This is a genomic window from Klenkia soli, assembly GCF_900103975.1.
Classification (GTDB): Bacteria; Actinomycetota; Actinomycetes; order Mycobacteriales; family Geodermatophilaceae; genus Klenkia; species Klenkia soli.
This window is the reverse complement of sequence record NZ_FNIR01000007.1, coordinates 53,523-70,523: the sequence shown is the minus strand read 5'-3', so window position 1 is coordinate 70,523 and position 17,001 is coordinate 53,523. Positions and strand designations below refer to the sequence as shown.

The following is a 17,001-nucleotide window of genomic DNA, read 5'->3' as shown; positions in this document are numbered from 1 at the left end:
CCTTTAACGACCCGTCCTGTGAGGCGGGGAAGGAGGCCTGCTGGCCGTGCCACCGAACCCTGCGCTGCTCACCGCCGACGACGTCACCCGTGTGGTGGACCGGATGGCCCACCAGCTGATCGAGCGGGCGGCGAGCTCGACCACCGCCGGTGACGGCCTGGCCGACCTGGTCCTGGTCGGCATCCCCACCCGCGGTGCCCCGCTGGCCCGCCGCCTCGCCGCCCGGATCGAGGCCTTCACCGGTACCGCGGTCGACGTCGGCACCGTCGACATCACCCTCTACCGCGACGACCTGCGCACCCGGGGCGTCCGCGCGCTCGAGGAGACCCGGTTGCCCGAGGCCGGTGTCGACGGCCGGCTCGTGGTGCTCGTCGACGACGTGCTGTTCTCCGGTCGCTCGGTCCGGGCGGCCCTGGACGGTCTGCGCGACGTCGGCCGTCCCCGGGCCGTCCAGCTGGCGGTGCTGGTCGACCGCGGCCACCGCGAGCTGCCGATCAAGGCCGACTTCGTGGGCAAGAACGTGCCGACCTCCCGCAACCAGCAGGTCAAGGTGCGGCTGGCCGAGGTCGACGGCGAGGACGGGGTGACCATCACCGATGCGTAGGCACCTGCTGGAGGCCGCCGACCTCGACCTCGCCGACGCCACGTCGGTCCTGGACACCGCGGCCCAGATCGAGTCCGCGCTGGCCGGCCGCGAGGTCAAGAAGCTGCCCACGCTGCGCGGCCGCACGGTGGTCAACCTGTTCTTCGAGGACTCCACCCGCACCCGGATCAGCTTCGAGCTGGCCGCCAAGCGGTTGAGCGCCGACGTCATCAACTTCTCCGCCAAGGGCTCCAGCGTGTCCAAGGGCGAGAGCCTCAAGGACACCGCGCTGACCCTGGAGGCCATGGGCGCCGACGGCATCGTCGTCCGGCACGGGTCCTCCGGTGCGCCGCACCGGCTGGCGACCTGGGTGCAGGGCAGCGTGGTGAACGCCGGCGACGGCACCCACGAGCACCCCACCCAGGCGCTGCTGGACGCCTACACGATCCGCAAGCGGCTGGGCCGGCTCGAGGGCGTGCGCGTGGTGATCACCGGCGACGTGCTGCACAGCCGGGTGGCCCGCTCGAACGTGCGGCTGCTGCACACGCTGGGCGCCGAGGTGACCCTGGTGGCCCCGCCCACGCTGCTGCCGGTCGGTGTCGGCTCCTGGCCGGTGGAGGTCTCCTACGACCTGGACGCCGTCCTGCCCACCGCGGACGTCGTGATGATGCTGCGCGTGCAGGCCGAGCGGATGAACGCGTCGTTCTTCCCCTCGGCCCGGGAGTACAGCCGCCGCTACGGCCTGGACGCCGACCGCATGGCGAAGCTGCCCGACGACGCCATCGTGATGCACCCCGGCCCGATGAACCGCGGCATGGAGATCGCCGCCGACGTCGCCGACTCACCCCGCTCCACCATCGTCGAGCAGGTCGGCAACGGCGTCAGCGTGCGCATGGCCGTCCTGTACCTGCTGCTCGGAGGAAACGCGTGACCCTGCTCCTGAAGGGCGTCCGCCCCTACGGCGAGGACGCCGTCGACCTCCTGGTGTCCGACGGGGTGATCGCGGCGATCGGCGCGGACCTGTCGACCACGGCCGAGACGATCGACGCCACCGGGCTGGTGCTGCTGCCCGGCCTGGTCGACCTGCACACCCACCTGCGCGAACCCGGCCGCGAGGACACCGAGACGGTGCTCACCGGTTCGCGGGCCGCGGCGCTGGGCGGCTACACCGCCGTGCACGCCATGGCCAACACCGACCCCGTGGCCGACACCGCGGGCGTGGTCGAGCAGGTCTGGCGGCTGGGCCACGACGCCGGGCTGGTCGACGTCGTCCCGGTCGGCGCGGTCACCGTCGGCCTGGCCGGCGAGCGGCTCGCCGAGCTCGGCGCGATGGCCGACAGCGCGGCCCGGGTGCGGGTGTTCTCCGACGACGGGAAGTGCGTCTCGGACCCCGCGCTCATGCGCCGGGCGCTGGAGTACGTGAAGGCCCTGGACGGCGTCGTCGCCCAGCACGCCGAGGAGCCCCGGCTGACCGTGGGCGCCCAGATGCACGAGGGCGAGCGCTCGGCCCGGCTGGGCCTGACGGGCTGGCCCGCGGTCGCCGAGGAGGCGATCATCGCCCGCGACGTGCTGCTGGCCGAGCACGTCGGCGCCCGGTTGCACGTCTGCCACGTGTCCACCGCCGGCTCGGTCGAGCTGATCCGCTGGGCCAAGTCCCGCGGTGTGCAGGTCACCGCCGAGGTCACCCCGCACCACCTGCTGCTCACCGACGCCCAGGCCGAGGGCTACGACGCGACGTTCAAGGTCAACCCGCCGCTGCGCACCGCCGAGGACGTCGCAGCGCTGCGCGCCGGGCTGGCCGACGGGACGATCGACGCCGTCGCCACCGACCACGCCCCGCACGCCGGCGAGGACAAGGAGTGCGAGTGGTCCGCGGCCCGGCCGGGGATGCTCGGGCTGGAGCAGGCGCTCTCGGTGGTCGTCGACACGATGGTCGAGACCGGGCTGCTGACCTGGCGCGAGGTGGCCGACCGCATGTCGGTGCGGCCGGCGCAGATCGGCCGGCTGGAGCACCAGGGCCGGCCGATCGCCGTCGGCGAGCCGGCGAACCTGGTCCTCGTGGACCCGGGGGCACGTGCGGTCGTCGACCCGGCCGCGCTGGCCAGCAAGAGCCGCAACAGCCCCTACGCCGGTCGCGAGCTGCCCGCACGCGTCGTGCACACGCTGCTGCGCGGAGAACTGTCGGTCCTCGACGGGAAGGTCCAGAAGTGAGTGAAGCGCTGCTCGTGCTCGAGGACGGCCGCGCGTTCCGGGGGGAGTCCTACGGGGCCACCGGGACGACGGTCGGCGAGGCGGTGTTCTCCACCGGGATGACCGGCTACCAGGAGACGCTGACCGACCCCAGCTACCACCGGCAGGTGGTGGTGATGACGGCCCCGCACATCGGCAACACCGGGGTCAACGACGAGGACGACGAGTCCCGACGCATCTGGGTGGCGGGCTTCGTGGTCCGCGACCCGGCCCGCCGCCCGGCCAACTGGCGCTCCACCGGCACCCTGGACGCCGAGCTCGTCGCCCACGGCGTGGTGGGCATCAGCGGGGTCGACACCCGGGCGCTCACCCGGCACCTCCGAGACCGCGGCGCCATGCGGGTGGGCATCTCCACCGAGGTGCTCGACGCCGACGCGCTGCTGGCCCGGGTGCTGGCCGCGCCCTCGATGAGCGGTGCCGACCTGGCGCCCGAGGTCACCACCGAGGCGGCGTACGTCGTCCCGGCGGTGGGGGAGAAGCGGTACACGATCTCCGCGCTCGACCTGGGCATCAAGGCGGCCACCCCGCGGCACCTGGCCGAGCTCGGGGTCGAGACGCACGTGCTCCCGGCCACGGCCACCGCGGCCGAGCTGCTGGCCGCCGGGCCCGACGGGGTGTTCCTGTCCAACGGCCCGGGTGACCCCGCGGCCAGCGACTACGCGGTGGACGCGGTCAAGGGCGTGCTCGACGCCCGCCGGCCGCTGTTCGGCATCTGCTTCGGCAACCAGATCCTGGGCCGGGCGCTGGGTCTGGGCACCTACAAGCTGCCCTTCGGCCACCGCGGGCTGAACCAGCCGGTGCTCGACCGGGTCACCGACTCGGTGCGGGTGACCAGCCAGAACCACGGCTTCGCCGTCGACGCCCTGCTCGACCGCGCCACCGACACCCCCTACGGGCGGGTCGAGGTCAGCCACGTCGGGCTCAACGACCAGGTCGTCGAGGGCCTGCGCTGCCTCGACGTCCCGGCGTTCAGCGTCCAGTTCCACCCCGAGGCCGCCGCCGGCCCGCACGACGCCGCCCCGCTCTTCCAGCGCTTCGTGGACCTGATGGAGGACAACCGTGCCGAAGCGTGACGACATCCAGCACGTGATGGTGATCGGCTCCGGGCCGATCGTCATCGGCCAGGCCTGCGAGTTCGACTACTCGGGCACCCAGGCCTGCCGGGTGCTCAAGGCCGAGGGCCTGCGGGTCAGCCTGGTCAACAGCAACCCGGCGACGATCATGACCGACCCCGAGGTCGCCGACGCCACGTACGTGGAGCCGCTGACCCCCGAGTTCGTCGAGAAGGTCATCGCCGCCGAGCGCCCCGACGCGCTGCTGGCCACCCTGGGTGGGCAGACCGCCCTCAACCTGGGCCTGGCGCTGCAGGCCAACGGGGTGCTGGAGAAGTACGGCGTCCGGCTGATCGGCGCCGACGCCGACGCGATCAACCGCGGCGAGGACCGGCAGCTGTTCAAGGACATCGTGCGCTCGATCGGCGCCGACGCCCCGCGGTCCACCGTCTGCGGCACCGTCGACGAGGCGCTGGCCACCGCCGCCGAGGTCGGCTACCCGGTCGTCATCCGGCCCAGCTTCACCATGGGCGGGCTCGGCTCGGGCTTCGCCACCGACGAGGCCATGCTGCGCCGCATGGCCGGCCACGGCCTGGCCGACTCCCCGGTGCACACCGTGCTGATCGAGGAGTCGGTGCTGGGCTGGAAGGAGTACGAGCTCGAGCTGATGCGCGACCACACCGACAACGTGGTGGTCGTCTGCTCCATCGAGAACATCGACGCGATGGGCGTGCACACCGGCGACTCGGTGACCGTGGCCCCGGCGATGACGCTCACCGACCGCGAGTACCAGCACATGCGCGACGTCGGCATCGCCGTCCTGCGCGCGGTCGGGGTCGACACCGGCGGCTGCAACATCCAGTTCGCGGTCAATCCGGAGAACGGGCGCCTGGTCGTGATCGAGATGAACCCGCGGGTCTCCCGGTCGTCGGCGCTGGCGTCGAAGGCCACCGGGTTCCCGATCGCCAAGATCGCCGCGAAGCTGGCGATCGGCTACACCCTCGACGAGATCACCAACGACATCACCAAGGTCACCCCGGCGGCCTTCGAGCCGACCCTGGACTACGTCGTGGTGAAGATCCCGCGGTTCGCCTTCGAGAAGTTCCCCGGCGCCGACCCCCGGCTGACCACGACGATGAAGAGCGTCGGCGAGGTCATGAGCATGGGCCGCAACTTCACCGAGGCCCTCGGCAAGGCGATGCGCTCGACCGAGACACCCCAGGTGGGCTTCTGGACCGGCCCGGTGCAGCCCGAGCGCACCGCCGAGGAGCTGCTGGAGCAGCTGCGCACCCCGCTCGACGGCCGGCTCTACGTGGCCGAGGCGGCGCTGGCCGCCGGGGCCACCGTCGAGCAGGTCGCCGAGGCCAGCGGGTTCGACCCGTGGTTCGTCGACCAGGTGCTCCAGGTGCACGAGATCGGCACCGCCGTCCGCGACGCCCCCTCGCTCACCCCCGAGCTGCTGCGCCGGGCCAAGCGGCACGGGTTGAGCGACCGGCAGATCGCGGCGCTGCGCCCCGAGCTGGCCGGGGAGGACGGCGTCCGCACGCTGCGCTGGCGGCTGGGCATCCGCCCGGTCTACAAGACCGTCGACACCTGCGCCGCCGAGTTCGCCGCCACCACGCCCTACCACTACTCGACCTACGACGAGGAGACCGAGGTCGCGCCGCGCACGACGCCGGCGGTGCTGATCCTGGGCTCGGGGCCCAACCGCATCGGGCAGGGCATCGAGTTCGACTACTCCTGCGTGCACGCCGTGCTGGCCCTGCAGGACGCCGGCTACGAGGCGGTGATGGTCAACTGCAACCCCGAGACCGTCTCCACCGACTACGACACCGCCGACCGGCTCTACTTCGAGCCGTTGACCTTCGAGGACGTCCTCGAGGTCGTCGAGGCCGAGCGCGCCGCCGGCCCGGTCGCCGGGGTGATCTGCACCCTGGGCGGCCAGACGCCGCTGGCACTGGCGCAGCGGCTCAAGGACGCCGGGGTGCCCGTGCTGGGCACCGCACCCGAGGCCATCGACGCCGCCGAGGACCGCGCCGAGTTCTCCCGCGTGCTCACCGACACCGGGCTGCCGGCGCCCAAGCACGGCACCGCGTTCCGGTTCGACGAGGCCCGGGAGATCGCCGCCTCGATCGGCTACCCGGTGCTCGTGCGGCCCTCCTACGTGCTCGGCGGGCGCGGCATGGAGATCGTCTACGAGGACGCGACGCTGGAGGCCTACCTGGCGAAGGCGACCGACGTCAGCCCCGACCACCCGGTGCTGATCGACCGGTTCCTCGAGGACGCCGTCGAGATCGACGTCGACGCGCTCTACGACGGCACCGACCTCTACCTGGGCGGGGTCATGGAGCACATCGAGGAGGCCGGCATCCACTCCGGCGACTCCGCGTGCGCCCTGCCGCCGATCACCCTGGGCTCCACCGACCTGCGGGCGATCCGCGCGGCGACCGAGAAGCTGGCCGCCCGGATCGGGGTGCGTGGGCTGATGAACGTGCAGTACGCCCTCAAGGACGACGTCCTCTACGTGCTGGAGGCCAACCCCCGGGCCAGCCGCACCGTGCCCTTCGTGTCCAAGGCGACCGCCGTGCCCCTGGCCAAGGCCGCGGCGCGGATCGCGGTCGGCGAGACGATCGGCGAGCTGCGGGCCGCCGGCGTGCTGCCGGTCACCGGTGACGGCACCGACACCCCCGACGACGCCCCGATCGCGGTCAAGGAGGCGGTGCTGCCGTTCAACCGGTTCCGCAACGCCGACGGCCAGGGGGTGGACACCGTGCTGAGCCCCGAGATGAAGTCCACCGGCGAGGTGATGGGGCTCGACGCCGAGTTCGGCACCGCGTTCGCCAAGTCCCAGGCCGCGGCCTACGGGTCGCTGCCCACCGGGGGCACCGTCTTCGTCTCGCTGGCCAACCGCGACAAGCGCTCGGCGGTCTTCCCGGTCAAGCGGCTGGCCGACCTCGGGTTCACCGTGCTGGCCACCACCGGCACCGCGCAGGTGCTGCGCCGCAACGGGGTGGCCTGCACGGTGGTGGGCAAGTACTCCGACGGGCCGGGCAACGTGGTCGAGGCCATCCTGGCCGGGGAGGTCGACATGGTGGTCAACACCCCGTTCGGCGCACCGGGCAACTCCGGCCCGCGGCTGGACGGCTACGAGATCCGCGCCGCCGCGGTGACCGCGGGCATCCCGTGCATCACCACGGTGCAGGGCATGGCCGCCGCGGTGCAGGGCGTCGAGGCCCTGCGGCGCGGCGAGATCGGCGTGCGCAGCCTGCAGGACCTCCACGCCGCGCTGGCCGCCTCCCGCGCCCAGGCCCAGGCGCAGGTGCAGCCGTGACCGAGGACGGCGCCACCCGCATGGTGCAGCTGCCCTCCGGCGACCGGGTGCTCCCTCCGGTGCCGGGGTCGCGCACCGAGCCGCTGGGGCAGCCGGCGCCGCCGGCCGAGCACCCGCCGGTGCAGGGTCTGGCCGTGGTCGTGGGTTCCCGACCGGTCAGCGCCTACACCGAGCTGACCCTGGAGGCCCCCGACATCGCCCAGGTGGCCCAGCCGGGCCAGTTCGTCGCGTTCGCGGTGGGCGGGCCGACCTCGGCGATGCTGCTGCGCCGGTCCATCGCGATCGCCGGGGTGGGCGACGGTCGCTTCTCGGTCGTGGTGAGCGCCCGGGCCGCCGGGTCCACCTGGCTGGCCGGGCTGCGCCCCGGCGACGAGGTCGACGTGGTGGGTCCGCTGGGCCGCCCGTTCCCGCTGCCGCCCGAGGGCACGCCCACGCTGCTGGTCGGCGGCGGCTACGGTGCCGCGGCGCTGGTCGGTCTGGGCGGCCTGCTGCGCTCGCGCGGCCACGAGGTGGCCGCCGTCGTGGGTGCCGGCGACGCCGCCCGGCTGTGCTCGGTCGACGACCTCGCCGCGGTCGCCGCACCGTTCGTGGTCACCACCGACGACGGCAGCGCCGGCCGGCCGGGGCGGGTGACCGGGCCGGTCGCCGACCTGGTCAGCGGCGCCGGGGCCGTGTACGCCTGCGGGCCGATGCCGATGCTGGCCGCCGTCGCCAAGCTGGCCACCGACCGCGGCGTGCCCTCCTGGGTGGCCGTGGAGGAGTCGATGGCCTGCGGCGTGGGGGTCTGCATGACCTGCGTGCTGCCGGTGGTCGGCGCCGATGGCCGGTCCCGGTTCGCCCGCTCCTGCGTCGAGGGGCCGGTGTTCGCCGGTGACCGCGTGCGGTTCGCCGACGTCGGCACGCTGCCGCCGGACCTGGTGGGCGCCGACGCGATGACGCTGTCGCACACCCCGGCCGTCGAGGGGGAGACACCGTGACCGAGGTGGTGCCCAGCGTCGACATGCAGGCCTCGATCGGCGGGGTCCCCGTGGTCAGCCCCGTGCTCACCGCGTCGGGCTGCTCGTCCTTCGGCCGCGAGCTCGACCCCTTCTTCGACCTGACGTCGATCGGGGCCGTCGTCACCAAGTCGGTGCAGCTGCGCCCGCGGTCGGGCCGGGCCACGCCGCGCATGGCCGAGACCCCCAGCGGCATGATCAACTCCATCGGGCTGCAGGGGCCGGGCATCGATGGCCTGCTCGCCGACGAGCTGCCCTGGTTGGCCGAGCGCGGTGTGCGGTCCTTCGTCTCGATCGCCGGCGCCCGCACCGAGGACTTCGCCGAGCTGGCCACCCGGCTGCGCGGGGCTCCGGGGGTGCTGGGCATCGAGGTCAACATCTCCTGCCCCAACGTCGAGAGCCGGGGCGAGGTGTTCGCCTGCAACCCCGACGCCTCGGCCGCGGTGGTCGCCGCCGTGCGCGAGGCCGCCGACCCGGCGCACCCGGTCTACGCCAAGCTCACCCCCGACGTCACCGACATCGTGTCGGTGGCCCGCGCCTGCGCCGACGCCGGCGCCAACGGGCTGTCCATGATCAACACGTTGCTGGGCCTGGTGATCGACCCCGACACCATGCGGCCGGTGCTGGGCGGGGTCACCGGCGGGCTCTCGGGCCCGGCGATCCGGCCGGTGGCGCTGCGCTGCGTGTGGCAGGTGCACGCGGCCTTGCCCAACGTGCCGATCCTGGGCATGGGCGGCATCCGCACCGGCCTGGACGCCCTGCAGTTCGTCCTGGCCGGTGCCGGTGCGGTCTCGGTGGGCACCGCGGTGTTCAACGACCCCTCGGCGCCGGCCCGCATCCACGCCGAGCTGGCCGAGGCGCTGGGCGAGCGCGGGTTCGGCCGGCTGGCCGACGCCGTCGGCTACGCCCACCGCGCCCCGGACAAGCGCCCCGAGGGACGGCACGGGCGATGACCGAGCACCCGGGCAGGTTCGGCACCAGGCTCGCGGCGGCCGTCGCCACCCGTGGACCCCTGTGCGTGGGCATCGACCCGCACCGCGAGCTCCTGCTGTCCTGGGGCCTCACCGACGACGTCGAGGGGCTGCGCCGGTTCACCGACGCCGTCGTCGAGGCCCTCGCGGGCACCGTCGCCGTCCTCAAGCCGCAGTCGGCGTTCTACGAGCGGCACGGGTCGCGCGGGCTGCTCGTGCTCGAGGACGCCGTCGCCACCGCGCGCGCGGCCGGGGCGCTGGTCCTGCTGGACGCCAAGCGGGGGGACATCGGGTCGACGATGGCCGGCTACGCCTCGGTGTTCGAACCCGGTCACCCGCTGCAGGTCGACGCGCTCACCGTGAGCCCGTACCTCGGTCCGGGGTCGCTGGAACCCGCGGTCGACGCGGCCCGCCGGCACGGCGGGGGGCTCTTCGTGCTCGCCCGCACCTCCAACCCCGACGCCGCCGTGTTCCAGCACGCGCAGCTCGACGACGGCCGCACCGTGGCGCAGGCCGTCGTCGACCAGGTGGGCCGGTGGAACACCCCCGACTGGCTGGTGGGCGACCCGGCCCCCGACCCGGCCTCCTACGCCGAGCTGCAGGGCCGCTGGGGCGGGGACACCGGGTCCTTCGGCGTCGTCGTCGGTGCGACGCTGGCCGAGCTGGACGTCGACCTCGACGGGCTGCGCGGTCCGGTGCTGGCCCCGGGGCTGGGTGCCCAGGGCGGGACCCCGGCCGATCTGCGCCGGCTGTTCGGCCGCGGCCGGGCCGTCGTCCCCACGGTGTCCCGCGACGTACTCGGAACCGGACCGGACGTCGGCGCCCTGCGGGCCGCAGCCGCTCGGTGGGCTGCTGAGCTGGCCGGATGACCCAGCGTGACATTACCCAGGCGTAGGGTTGGGGCGGTGCAGCACACGGCGACCGACCCCGGCGCACCGGGGCCAGGTGACCAGGCCCAGCCGGGGTGACTAGGTTGACCGCCAGGCCCGAGCAGCCTGGGCGACACCCTGCTGCTCGACCCCCCACACACCGAGATCCGCCACCGGCGGCCACCGCCGCCGACACGAGAAACGATTGGGTTGCCCCGTGCCCCTTCCCCAGCTGACCCCCGAACAGCGCGCCGCAGCCCTCGAGAAGGCCGCTGCCGCCCGCAAGGTCCGTGCCGAGCTCCGCGAGAAGCTCAAGGGCAAGGGCACCACCGTCGGCGACGTCCTCAAGCAGGGCGAGACCGACGAGATCATCGGCAAGATGCGCGTCTCCGCCGTCCTGGAGTCGCTGCCGGGTGTGGGCAAGGCCCGCGCCGCCAAGATCATGGAGCGCCTGGAGATCTCCCCGACGCGTCGCGTCCGCGGCCTCGGCGCCAACCAGCGCAAGGCGCTGGAGGCCGAGTTCGCCGGCGAGCAGTCCGCCTGAGCCCCGTCCCCACCCACGTCCGAGGAACGCCCCACGTGGCCCTGCCGCCTGCTCGGCTGACGGTGCTGTCGGGTCCCTCGGGCGTGGGCAAGGGGACGGTGGTCGCCGAGGTCCGGCGCCGGCACCCCGACGTGTGGGTGTCGGTCTCGGTCACCACCCGCGCCCCCCGGGCCGGCGAGGTCGACGGCGAGCACTACCTGTTCGTCGACGGCGAGCACTTCGACTGGCTGGTCGCCAACGACGGCCTGCTGGAGTGGGCCGAGTACGCCGGCAACCGCTACGGCACCCCCCGCGGCCCGGTCGAGGAGCAGCTGCGGGTGGGCCTGCCGGCCCTGCTGGAGATCGAGATGCAGGGTGCCCGCCAGGTGCGGGCCAGCGCCCCCGATGCCCAGCTGGTCTTCCTGGCCCCGCCGTCGTTCGAGGAGCTGGTCAGCCGGCTCACCGGCCGCGGATCGGAACCGCCCGACGTCATCGAGCGCCGGCTGGCCATCGCGCGGGCCGAGATGGCGGCCGTCGACGACTACGACGTGGTCGTCGTGAACGACGACCTGGCCCGCGCCGCCGACGAGTTGGTACTCTTGCTGACTGCGCCACCCGCGGGCTGACGATCGCCCCCCCGCGCAACCCGATCTACCGAGGAGCTCACCCGCCCGTGTCCGGAGTCGCACCTGCCCCCGAGGGCATCACCAACCCGCCGATCGACGAGCTGCTCGAGCGCACCAGCAGCAAGTACGGCCTGGTCATCTACGCGGCCAAGCGGGCCCGGCAGATCAACGCCTACTACAGCCAGCTCTCCGAGGGCCTGCTGGAGTACGTCGGCCCGCTGGTCGACACCGCGCCCCAGGAGAAGCCCCTCTCGATCGCGCTCCGCGAGATCAACGAGGGCCTGCTGACCCACACGGCCGGCGAGAATTAAAGGACCCGGGTGCCCCCCCGCCGCACGCTCCGCGCGCGACGGGACCCTGCACCCGGGCCGTTCCAGTAGCTCGCTAGGGGGGACCCCCGGCCCCGGGGCCGGGGGTTTCGTCGTCCCTGGGCGAGGATGAGGACATGAGCCGGATCGTGCTGGGCGTCGGGGGCGGCGTGGCCGCCTACAAGTCCGCCCTGCTGCTGCGAGCGCTGACCGAGCGCGGGCACGACGTGCGGGTGGTGCCCACGGCGTCGGCCCTGCGGTTCGTCGGCGCGGCGACCTTCGAGGCGCTGAGCGGCAACCCGGTGAGCACCGAGGTCTGGGACGACGTCCCCGAGGTCGCCCACGTGCGCATCGGGCAGACCGCCGACCTCGTCGTCGTCAACCCGGCGACCGCCGACCTGCTGGCCCGGGCGGCGGCCGGCCGCGCCGACGACCTGCTGACCGCCACCCTGCTGGCCACCGCCGCGCCGGTGGTCTTCGTGCCCGCGATGCACACCGAGATGTGGCTGCACCCGGCCACCCAGGACAACGTCTCGACCCTGCGCCGCCGCGGCGCGCTCGTGCTGCCCCCGGCCGTGGGTCGGCTCACCGGGCCCGACTCCGGCCCGGGCCGGTTGCCCGAGCCCGCCGACGTCGCCCCGCTGCTGGACGTCGTGCTGGCCGGCGGGTCGCTGGTCCAGGACCTCGCCGGCACCCGGGTGCTGGTCAGCGCCGGTGGCACCCGCGAGCCGCTGGACCCGGTCCGGTACCTCGGCAACCGCTCCTCGGGCCTGCAGGGCTGGGCACTGGCCCGGGTCGCCGCCGCCCGCGGCGCGGAGGTCACGCTGGTCGCGGCGAACGTGGAGGCCGCTGCCCCGTTCGGCTGCGCCGTCGTCCCGGTCGGGTCGGCCGACGAGCTGCGCACGGCGATGACCGACCACGCGCCTGCCGCCGACGTGGTGGTCATGGCCGCCGCGGTGGCCGACTTCCGCCCCACGGACGTCGCGGCCAGCAAGCTCAAGAAGGGCAGCAGCAGCGAGCCCTCGGCCGTCGCGCTGACCCGCAACCCCGACGTCCTGGCCGAGCTGGTGCGCCGGCGCCCGGCGGGCCAGCTGGTGGTCGGCTTCGCCGCCGAGACCGGGGACGCCGACGACGACGTCCTGGGCCACGCCCGCGCCAAGCTGGCCCGCAAGGGCTGCGACCTGCTGGTGGTCAACGACGTGTCCGGCGGCCAGGTCTTCGGCCGCCCCGGCAACGCCGTCACGGTGCTGGCCGCCGACGGCACCGCCGTCGAGGTGCCGGCCGGCAGCAAGGACGTCGTGGCCGCCGGCATCTGGGACGCCGTCGCTGCCCGGTCCCCGGGTCGCCGGTAACCTCATCCGTCGGGCGCCCGTGCAACGAACGCCCGGAGGTCGCGCACACGCGGGCCGAACCCCAGTACACCCAGGGAGCACCGAGTGGCACGTCGCCTGTTCACGTCCGAGTCGGTCACCGAGGGGCACCCCGACAAGATCGCCGACCAGATCAGCGACGCCATCCTCGACGAGATGCTGACCCAGGACCCGCGCAGCCGGGTCGCCGTCGAGACCATGATCACCACCGGCCAGGTGCACATCGCCGGCGAGGTCACCACCGCCGGCTACGTCGACATCGCGCAGATCGTCCGCGAGACGATCCTGCGGATCGGCTACGACTCCTCCCGCAAGGGCTTCGACGGCGCCTCGTGCGGCGTCAGCGTGTCGCTGGGTGCGCAGTCGCCGGACATCGCGCAGGGCGTCGACGTCGGCTACGAGTCCCGCACCGGTGCCGCCGACCGCGCGGCGGCCGCCGAGGACCTCATCGCCAGCCAGGGCGCCGGCGACCAGGGCCTGATGTTCGGCTACGCCAGCGACGAGACCCCCGAGCTCATGCCGCTGCCGATCGCGCTGGCCCACCGGCTGTCCAAGCGGCTCTCGGCGGTGCGCAAGGACGGCTCGGTGCCCTACCTGCGCCCCGACGGCAAGACCCAGGTCACGGTGGTCTACGAGGACGACCGCCCGGTCGGCGTCGAGACCGTGGTCGTGTCCTCGCAGCACGCCGAGGACATCTCGATCGAGACCCTGCTGACCCCCGACATCGAGGAGCTCGTGGTCCAGCCCGAGCTCGAGGCCCTGGGCCTGCCCACCACCGGTCACCGGCTGCTGGTGAACCCGACCGGCAAGTTCGTCATCGGCGGCCCGATGGGCGACGCCGGCCTGACCGGCCGCAAGATCATCGTCGACACCTACGGCGGCATGGCCCGCCACGGCGGTGGCGCGTTCTCCGGCAAGGACCCCTCGAAGGTCGACCGCTCGGGTGCCTACGCGATGCGCTGGGTGGCCAAGAACGTGGTCGCCGCGGGCCTGGCCCGCCGCTGCGAGGTGCAGGTCGCCTACGCGATCGGTGCGGCCAGCCCGGTCGGCCTGTTCGTCGAGACCTTCGGCACCGGCACCGTCCCGGACGACGTCCTGGAGAAGGCGATCACGTCGGTGTTCGACCTGCGTCCGGGTGCGATCGTGCGCGACCTCGACTTGCTGCGCCCGATCTACGGGCCCACGGCGGCCTACGGCCACTTCGGCCGCACCGACCTGGACCTGCCCTGGGAGAAGACCGACCGCGTCGAGGCCCTGAAGGGTGCTCTCTGATCTTGTCGGTGGTGCCCGGCACCATGACCGCGTGCGGGTAGCCCGGGTCGTCGTCGACGTCCCGCTGGCGCACCTGGACCGACCGTTCGACTACGCCGTCCCCGACGACCTTGGGGACGGCGGGTCGGCGGCGGTGGTCGCGGGGTGCCGGGTGCGGGTGCGGTTCGCCGGCCGGCTGGTCGACGGCGTCGTCCTCGACGTGGGGACGACGACCGAGCACACCGGGAAGCTCGCGCCGCTGGCGAAGCTGGTCTCGAGCGAGCCGGTGCTCACCCCCGAGGTGGCCGAGCTGGCCCGGGTGGTGGCCGACCGGTACGCCGGCAGCCTGACCGACGTCCTCCGGCTTGCCCTGCCCCCGCGGCGGGGGGCACCGGAGAAGCGCCCGGTGGCCGACCCGCCGCCGCTGCCCGACCTGCCCGACCCGGCCGGGTTCGCCCGGTACCCGACCGGGCCGGAGTTCCTCGAGGCGCTGGCTCTCGGCCGGCCCGTGCGCGCCGTGTGGACGGCGCTGCCCGGCGAGGACTGGCCCGCCCGGCTCGTCGAGCTGTGCCGGGCCACGCTCTCGGGTGGCCGCGGTGCCCTGGTCGTCGTCCCCGACGGCAAGGACCTCGACCGGTTGGCCGCGGCTGCGACCCGCGAGCTGCCGAAGGACGCCGTCGCGGTGCTCCGCGCCGACTCCGCCCCCGACACCCGCTACGGCCGGTTCCTGTCGGTCTCCCGCGGCACCGCCCAGGTGGTGCTCGGCACCCGGGCGGCGATGTTCGCCCCCGTCCGCGACCTGGGCCTGGTCGTGGTCTGGGACGACGGCGACGACCTGCACGCCGAGCCGCGGGCGCCCTACCCGCACACCCGTGACGTCCTGGTGCAGCGGGCGCACCTGGCCGGTTGCTCGGCGGTCGTGGCCGCGACGGCCCGCACGGCCGAGGCGGCGCTGCTGGTGGAGTCGGGCTGGGCGCACGAGCTGGCGGCCGAGCGGGCGGTGCTGCGGTCGGCCGCGCCCCGGGTGCAGGCCCTGGGCGCGGACTCCGAGCTGGCTCGCGACGCCGCCGCGCGCAGCGCCCGGCTCCCGTCGCTGGCCTTCCGGGTGGCCCGCGAGGCGCTGGCCACCGGGGCACCGGTCCTGGTGCAGGTGCCCCGGGCGGGCTACGCGCCCGGGCTGGTCTGCGACCGGTGCCGGGCCCCGGCCCGCTGCACCCACTGCGCCGGGCCCCTCGGGGTGGCCGCGGCGCCGGCGCCGGGTGGGCAGCGGGTGGCGGCCTGCCGGTGGTGCGCACGTCCGGCGGCCACCTTCGACTGCCCGCACTGCCACGGCACGAAGCTGCGGGCCTCGGTGGTGGGCTCGGCGCGCACCGCCGAGGAGCTGGGCCGGGCCTTCCCGGGGGCGGCCGTGCGGGTGAGCGGCCGCGGCTCGGTGCTGGCCGACGTCGAGCCGGGGCCGGCCATCGTGGTCGCCACGCCCGGGGCCGAGCCCGTGGTCGAGGGCGGCTACGGGGCGGCGCTGCTGCTCGACTCGTGGGCGTTGCTGGGCCGGGCCGACCTGCGCGCGGGGGAGGAGACCCTGCGGCGGTGGCTGAACGCCGCCGCACTCGTGCGCCCGGCCGCGGCCGGCGGGCAGGTCGTGGTCACCGCCGACGCCGCGCACCCGGTGGTGCAGGCGCTGGTGCGCTGGGACCCGGCCTGGCTGGCCGCGCGCGAGCTGGGCGACCGGCGCGAGCTGGGCTTCCCGCCGGCCACCCGCATGGCGGCGCTCTCGGGCGACCCCACGGCGCTGGCGGAGTTCCTGGAGCTGCTGCGCCCACCCCCGGGTGCCGAGGTGCTGGGCCCGGTGCCCGAGCCGGCGAGGCCCGGGCACGAGGCCGGCGAGCGGTTCCTGGTGCGGGCAGCCCGCGCCGACGGCCTGGCGCTCGCCCGCGCGCTGGCCGACGTCCAGGGGGTGCGCTCGGCGCGCAAGGCGCCCGAGCACGTGCGTGTGCAGCTGGACCCCGACTCGCTCTAGCGGTGCCGTGGGGCCGTCGGCACCTACGGCGCAGGTCGGGGGGCCGGTGGAGGCAGCCCGGCGCGGCGGTGGATGTCCGCGAGCGCATCCGGCGGGATGTCCCCGGGGGACACCCGCTGCAGGTCCTCGGGGGCGAACACGCCGAGACCGGCCCCCGCCTGCGCGACCAGCAGCCCGCCGACGGGCAGGGCTTCGCCGACCACGCCGAAGGCGGGGTTGCCGCCCGCCGGGTCGTCGGCGTGCGCGAGCACCCGCACGTGGTCCCCCTGCGCCAGGGGGGCCCGTCCGCCCCGGGCCGTCGGCGACGTCATGGCGACGGTGGTCTAGCGGTCGACGGCCGCCAGCTCGGCCTCCCACGCGGCCAGGTCGGCCGCCTCGACGGTGGTCCGCTCGTCCTCGCGGATGCGCAGCGTGGCCCGCCGCCACCACATCGGCAGCGTCGTCGCCGCGGTGACCAGGCCGGTCGCCACGCCCAGCACCAGGTGCGGGCGGGCCACGCCGCGCCGCTGCAGCGACCGGGCCAGCGGACCGTCCACGACGGTCACCACGAACCCCCAGCCGACCGAGACCAGGCCGGCCGCGACCGCGAGCTGCTGCTGGGCGGGCTCGACCGGGCGCGGCGGACGCCCGGCGGCGATGGCCCGCACGGTGGGCAGCTCGCCCAGCACGCCGTCGGTGAGCATCGCGGCGCCCAGGGCCAGGTACGTGCGACGACGGACCGGCGACCTGCGGGGATGGTCCAGCGCGGCCTCGGCGGCGCCGATGAGGACGCCGTCCAGGGCACTGCTGACGAGGGCGCGGGCGCGGTGGCGGGTACCGGGAGCCATGCCCCACGGTACCCAGGTGGGATCGTCC

At 74.8% G+C, this 17,001-nt stretch carries 16 protein-coding genes; 14 read left to right on the top strand and 2 right to left on the bottom strand.

Annotation, left to right across the window (positions count from 1 at the left end; all coding sequences use genetic code 11):
• Positions 1-46: 46 nt before the first annotated feature.
• From pyrR to BLS67_RS11990, 14 genes are all read left to right on the top strand, one after another.
• A complete protein-coding gene (gene pyrR / locus BLS67_RS12055; RefSeq protein ID WP_278247129.1) occupies positions 47-604 on the top strand; it encodes a bifunctional pyr operon transcriptional regulator/uracil phosphoribosyltransferase PyrR in 558 nt (185 codons plus the stop codon).
• A complete protein-coding gene (locus BLS67_RS12050; protein WP_091245226.1) occupies positions 597-1,514 on the top strand; it encodes an aspartate carbamoyltransferase catalytic subunit in 918 nt (305 codons plus the stop codon). The genes pyrR and BLS67_RS12050 overlap by 8 nt, the downstream gene beginning before the upstream one ends.
• Positions 1,511-2,794, top strand: a complete 1,284-nt coding sequence (locus tag BLS67_RS12045) for a dihydroorotase (protein ID WP_091245223.1) — start codon at positions 1,511-1,513, stop codon at positions 2,792-2,794. Before BLS67_RS12050 ends, BLS67_RS12045 begins: the two co-directional genes overlap by 4 nt.
• Positions 2,791-3,906, top strand: a complete 1,116-nt coding sequence (gene carA, locus BLS67_RS12040) for a glutamine-hydrolyzing carbamoyl-phosphate synthase small subunit (protein WP_091245220.1) — start codon at positions 2,791-2,793, stop codon at positions 3,904-3,906. Before BLS67_RS12045 ends, carA begins: the two co-directional genes overlap by 4 nt.
• Positions 3,893-7,216 (top strand): carbamoyl-phosphate synthase large subunit, encoded by a 3,324-nt coding sequence (carB, locus tag BLS67_RS12035; protein ID WP_091245218.1) that lies wholly within the window; start codon positions 3,893-3,895, stop codon positions 7,214-7,216. Before carA ends, carB begins: the two co-directional genes overlap by 14 nt.
• Complete coding sequence (locus BLS67_RS12030; protein ID WP_242654020.1) at positions 7,213-8,193, top strand: dihydroorotate dehydrogenase electron transfer subunit; 981 nt, start codon at positions 7,213-7,215, stop codon at positions 8,191-8,193. Before carB ends, BLS67_RS12030 begins: the two co-directional genes overlap by 4 nt.
• Positions 8,190-9,164 (top strand): dihydroorotate dehydrogenase, encoded by a 975-nt coding sequence (locus tag BLS67_RS12025; protein ID WP_242654019.1) that lies wholly within the window; start codon positions 8,190-8,192, stop codon positions 9,162-9,164. The genes BLS67_RS12030 and BLS67_RS12025 overlap by 4 nt, the downstream gene beginning before the upstream one ends.
• A complete protein-coding gene (gene pyrF, locus BLS67_RS12020) occupies positions 9,161-10,051 on the top strand; it encodes an orotidine-5'-phosphate decarboxylase (RefSeq protein WP_091245215.1) in 891 nt (296 codons plus the stop codon). Before BLS67_RS12025 ends, pyrF begins: the two co-directional genes overlap by 4 nt.
• 217 nt (positions 10,052-10,268) lie before the next feature.
• Positions 10,269-10,595: an integration host factor, actinobacterial type gene (gene mihF, locus BLS67_RS12015; RefSeq protein ID WP_091245213.1), complete on the top strand. Its 327-nt coding sequence runs from the start codon at positions 10,269-10,271 to the stop codon at positions 10,593-10,595.
• A gap of 35 nt (positions 10,596-10,630) precedes the next feature.
• Positions 10,631-11,200 carry a guanylate kinase gene (gmk, locus tag BLS67_RS12010; protein WP_091245209.1) on the top strand — a complete coding sequence of 190 codons (570 nt, stop codon included), beginning with the start codon at positions 10,631-10,633 and terminating at the stop codon, positions 11,198-11,200.
• A gap of 47 nt (positions 11,201-11,247) precedes the next feature.
• On the top strand, positions 11,248-11,511 hold the full coding sequence (gene rpoZ, locus BLS67_RS12005; RefSeq protein WP_014741310.1) for a DNA-directed RNA polymerase subunit omega: 264 nt from the start codon (positions 11,248-11,250) through the stop codon (positions 11,509-11,511).
• 134 nt (positions 11,512-11,645) lie between these two features.
• Positions 11,646-12,860 (top strand): bifunctional phosphopantothenoylcysteine decarboxylase/phosphopantothenate--cysteine ligase CoaBC, encoded by a 1,215-nt coding sequence (gene coaBC, locus BLS67_RS12000; protein WP_091245207.1) that lies wholly within the window; start codon positions 11,646-11,648, stop codon positions 12,858-12,860.
• An 84-nt stretch (positions 12,861-12,944) separates the two neighbouring features.
• Positions 12,945-14,150, top strand: a complete 1,206-nt coding sequence (metK, locus tag BLS67_RS11995; protein ID WP_091245205.1) for a methionine adenosyltransferase — start codon at positions 12,945-12,947, stop codon at positions 14,148-14,150.
• A gap of 31 nt (positions 14,151-14,181) precedes the next feature.
• Positions 14,182-16,146: a primosomal protein N' gene (locus BLS67_RS11990; protein WP_091245202.1), complete on the top strand. Its 1,965-nt coding sequence runs from the start codon at positions 14,182-14,184 to the stop codon at positions 16,144-16,146.
• A gap of 23 nt (positions 16,147-16,169) precedes the next feature.
• Here the strand turns inward: BLS67_RS11990 and BLS67_RS11985 are convergent, their stop codons facing one another.
• On the bottom strand, positions 16,170-16,457 hold the full coding sequence (locus BLS67_RS11985; RefSeq protein WP_091245199.1) for a hypothetical protein: 288 nt from the start codon (positions 16,455-16,457) through the stop codon (positions 16,170-16,172).
• Between the two features lie 12 nt (positions 16,458-16,469).
• Positions 16,470-16,973 carry a hypothetical protein gene (locus tag BLS67_RS11980; protein ID WP_091245196.1) on the bottom strand — a complete coding sequence of 168 codons (504 nt, stop codon included), beginning with the start codon at positions 16,971-16,973 and terminating at the stop codon, positions 16,470-16,472.
• Positions 16,974-17,001: the final 28 nt, after the last annotated feature.

Coding starts and splice junctions, on each gene's coding strand:
- pyrF (WP_091245215.1), top strand. CDS start 9,161: ATGACCGAGCACCCGGGCAGGTTCGGCACCAGGCTCGCGGCGGCCGTC.
- BLS67_RS11985 (WP_091245199.1), bottom strand. CDS start 16,457: ATGACGTCGCCGACGGCCCGGGGCGGACGGGCCCCCCTGGCGCAGGGG.
- BLS67_RS12050 (WP_091245226.1), top strand. CDS start 597: ATGCGTAGGCACCTGCTGGAGGCCGCCGACCTCGACCTCGCCGACGCC.
- coaBC (WP_091245207.1), top strand. CDS start 11,646: ATGAGCCGGATCGTGCTGGGCGTCGGGGGCGGCGTGGCCGCCTACAAG.
- BLS67_RS11980 (WP_091245196.1), bottom strand. CDS start 16,973: ATGGCTCCCGGTACCCGCCACCGCGCCCGCGCCCTCGTCAGCAGTGCC.